Source organism: Novipirellula sp., from assembly GCF_041583735.1.
In the GTDB taxonomy this organism is placed as follows: Bacteria; Planctomycetota; Planctomycetia; order Pirellulales; family Pirellulaceae; genus Novipirellula.
Window position 1 is genome coordinate 1 of sequence record NZ_JBFHFD010000810.1, and the last position, 3,329, is coordinate 3,329.

The window sequence follows — 3,329 nt, forward strand, 5'->3', positions numbered from 1 at the left end:
ATCAGCGATCCCTTGCCGTGCACCACTTCGTCGTGCGACAGCGGCAACATAAAGTTTTCGGTGAAGGCATAGATCAGACTAAACGTCAGCTCGTTTTGATGGTACTTGCGATGAATCGGTTCGTTGTGCATGTAGGACAACGTGTCGTTCATCCAGCCCATGTTCCATTTGTAGGTAAAACCGAGTCCGCCATCATCGACCGGCCGCGACACGCCCGGCCAAGCGGTTGATTCTTCGGCCGCCGTGACGACACCTGGGTATTTCTCGTGAATTGCAGTATTAAATTCTCGCAAAAAGTCGATCGCTTCGAGATTTTCGCGGCCACCATACTGGTTCGGAATCCACTGGCCATCTTCGCGGCTGTAATCCAAATACAACATTGATGCCACCGCGTCCACGCGGAGCCCGTCGATGTGATACTTGTCCAACCAGAACAGAGCATTCGCGACCAGGAAGTTACGCACTTCGTTGCGGCCAAAGTTAAAGATCATCGTGCCCCAATCAGGGTGCTCACCTTGACGTGGATCCGCATGCTCGTACAACGGCGAACCGTCGAAACGACGCAGCCCATGAGCATCTTTGGGGAAGTGCGCGGGAACCCAATCGATCAACACGCCGATCCCGTGTTGATGCATGTAATCGACGAAGAACATGAAATCTTCGGGGCTGCCGTGACGGCTTGTCGGTGCAAAATAGCCCACGGTTTGGTAGCCCCATGATCCCGTAAATGGATGCTCGCTAACCGGCATCAATTCGACGTGAGTGAAATTCATGCGATGACAATACTCGGCCAAACGGCGAGCCAAGTCACGGTAATCGAGCCAACCATGTTTGCGGCCCGGCCCCTTTTGCCAGCTGCCCAAGTGCACTTCGTACACGTTCATCGGCTCGTGCAGCGGATTCCAATCGTTTCGTCGATCGATCCACTTGCTGTCGGACCATTGGTACGAGTTAACGTTGGCAACGATCGAGGCCGTCAAGGGTGGCAACTCGGCTGCCAAACCATACGGATCGCTCTTGTCGACCCACGAACCGTCCGTGCTATGGACTCGGAACTTGTAGCGATCGCCCACCTTCGCACCCGGCACGAACAGTTCCCAGATACCAAGGTTGGGATGGATGCGGGCAACATGTTTACGTCCATCCCAGCCATTGAAATCGCCCACCACCTGTACCGACCGAGCATTGGGTGCCCAGACGGCAAAGTTGACTCCGGGCGTGCCATCAACCGTGCGAAGCTGGGCTCCGAGTCGCTCGTACAGCTCGTAGTGTTTTCCTTGGCCAATCAGATAATTGTCAAAGTCAGTCAAGATCGACGGTACGGCGTACGGGTCGTTCATTTCGATTGTTTCCCCGGATTTGTTGGTCATCTGGATGCGATACTTCGAGTTGGCAATAGTGTGAAGACGCTGGTGATTCTGCTGTGCATCTTGGCTTTTTGCCAGCGTTGCGTCGACCATCGAGTCGCAAATTGCTTCAAAAAAGCCAGCCGGATGAATCCGCCGCATGGCACGTCGTTCGCCGTTTTGGGGATCGATTACCCAAGCAGCCTGAGCTTCCGGCAAAAAGCTGCGAACCGCCGTGGCCGCAGTTCCTCGATAGTCAATCGGATGAGGCCCCAATAGACCAGAGGGGTTCTCGTGGGTTCCGTTGATCAACTTCGAGATCGACGTTAGCGAAACTTGTGTGTGCATTTGGGATACCGAAAGACAAAAAAATCGGGATGAACGGTGGAATGTTTATTGAATAAAAGGACGTCTCTCGTCTACGACGAGAGACGTTTCGAACCAAGTTGGGTGGATTCGCGTTCCAACCAAGGCATCAACTTTTGCCACGGCTCGTGTTTGCCACGGCTCGTGTTTGCCACGGCCCGTGTTTGCCGCAGCTCGCGGGCTGCGATTCGCCCGCGAGCGGCATCGCCGCTAGGAATCGAGCAGATCAGCGGTGCGAATTCGCCGTCGTGCCGGTGCGCTTCCCGACGATGCTCCGCCACCAAGCAGCCATTGGCGAAGTCGATCGTTCGGTGGCTTGATTCGCGGCCCCGAGGCAGCCGAGGCGTGCGGTGAATCGACTCGCAAATTAGCGCCATCTGCATTGGCAGGGCTCTCGACCGCACGCGGCTCGGGGCTGACAAGCCGCGAAGAAACCAAACAGGCTTCGACACGATGAATCTGCAAAGCACGATCGATTCGTCGCCACAGGTCGGCATGTTGAACATCGATACGACGTCCAAAATGCTCCCATACAAAATTGTTCTCACGCCATCGCGGTAGCGAATCGGCGAGCGAGCGAATCAGATAACGATTGTTGCTGATCAACGTGACCGTCGACGCGCCCTCGATGGCTTCGAGTCCGCGTACGGCCGCCAGCAACGTTAATCGGTTCAAGTCACCGACCTCGTTGTCTTGCGCCGAAAACACAGGCTCACCGCCGGCGGTTTCCAGCGAAAATTGCCAAAAGCCGTCCATCAGCGTCGTCGAACGAGCTTCACAAACGAGCAGGTATTCCGAAACGATGTTGTCACTAGGTATCTCGATGTTGCCATCACGGGGCGACATCTCTTTGGCGACACCCTTTATTGCGCCAGGCACAACGAGGGGCGACGTCGCATCAATTGATTGAAGCATCACGACTGGGGTTTCCAACAGGATGGGTCATAGGGTTTGGGACGATCATGCCTTGATCTTTCCAAACCCGACGAATTGGGAGTTTCGATCCATCAAGCGCACCGAAGCGTCGATCATGCCAACATCGCTCTGAATCGATGTCTGCAAACGACGGGGTGTACTTGTCGGTTCGGCATACTCGACCTAGTCGCCAAACTTTGACTGCTGGAAAAAGTCAACCTAGGTTCCGACACGCCGCTACCAAACGCGCGACCGTGATAACCGGTAGGGGAGAAGGCGGAGTGAGGAGTGAGGAGAAGTGAGAGGGGGAGACAAGGAGACAGGGAGGACGGGCCGCCGGTGCGAAGGCGGCCCGTTTTGGGATTAAGAGAATCCGGGCATTACGAGAGGACGGGGCAGACGTCGAACCACTCGCGTTTTTGACGATGCATCCACTCGCCCGCTTCGGCGGGTCCCCATAACCCAGGTTCGTAGGGGAACAAGTCCGGAGCAGCGGGGCTCTTCCAAGCCTCGATGATCGGATCAATGATCCCCCACGCCAATTCGACTTCGTCACTGCGAGCGAACAGACTGGCGTCGCCGGTCAACGAATCCAACAGCAAACGTTGGTAGGCATCGGGCATCGAAATTCCGCCAGGCGCTTGGCGGAAACTGAAGTCCAACGTGCTGGTTCGTGTTTTCATTTCCGAATCAGGCACCTTG

At 55.6% G+C, this 3,329-nt stretch carries 2 protein-coding genes and 1 pseudogene; all 3 read right to left on the bottom strand.

Annotation, left to right across the window (positions count from 1 at the left end; all coding sequences use genetic code 11):
* On the bottom strand, nt 1-1,694 hold a 1,694-nt coding region (gene glgB, locus ABX962_RS33075; RefSeq protein WP_372725952.1), incomplete at its 3' end, for a 1,4-alpha-glucan branching protein GlgB.
* Between the two features lie 228 nt (nt 1,695-1,922).
* On the bottom strand, nt 1,923-2,627 hold the full coding sequence (locus ABX962_RS33080; RefSeq protein ID WP_372725953.1) for a ribonuclease HI: 705 nt from the start codon (nt 2,625-2,627) through the stop codon (nt 1,923-1,925).
* Nucleotides 2,628-3,007: 380 nt separating this feature from the next.
* A pseudogene (locus ABX962_RS33085) lies at nt 3,008-3,329 on the bottom strand (glucose-6-phosphate dehydrogenase); the annotation flags it as partial.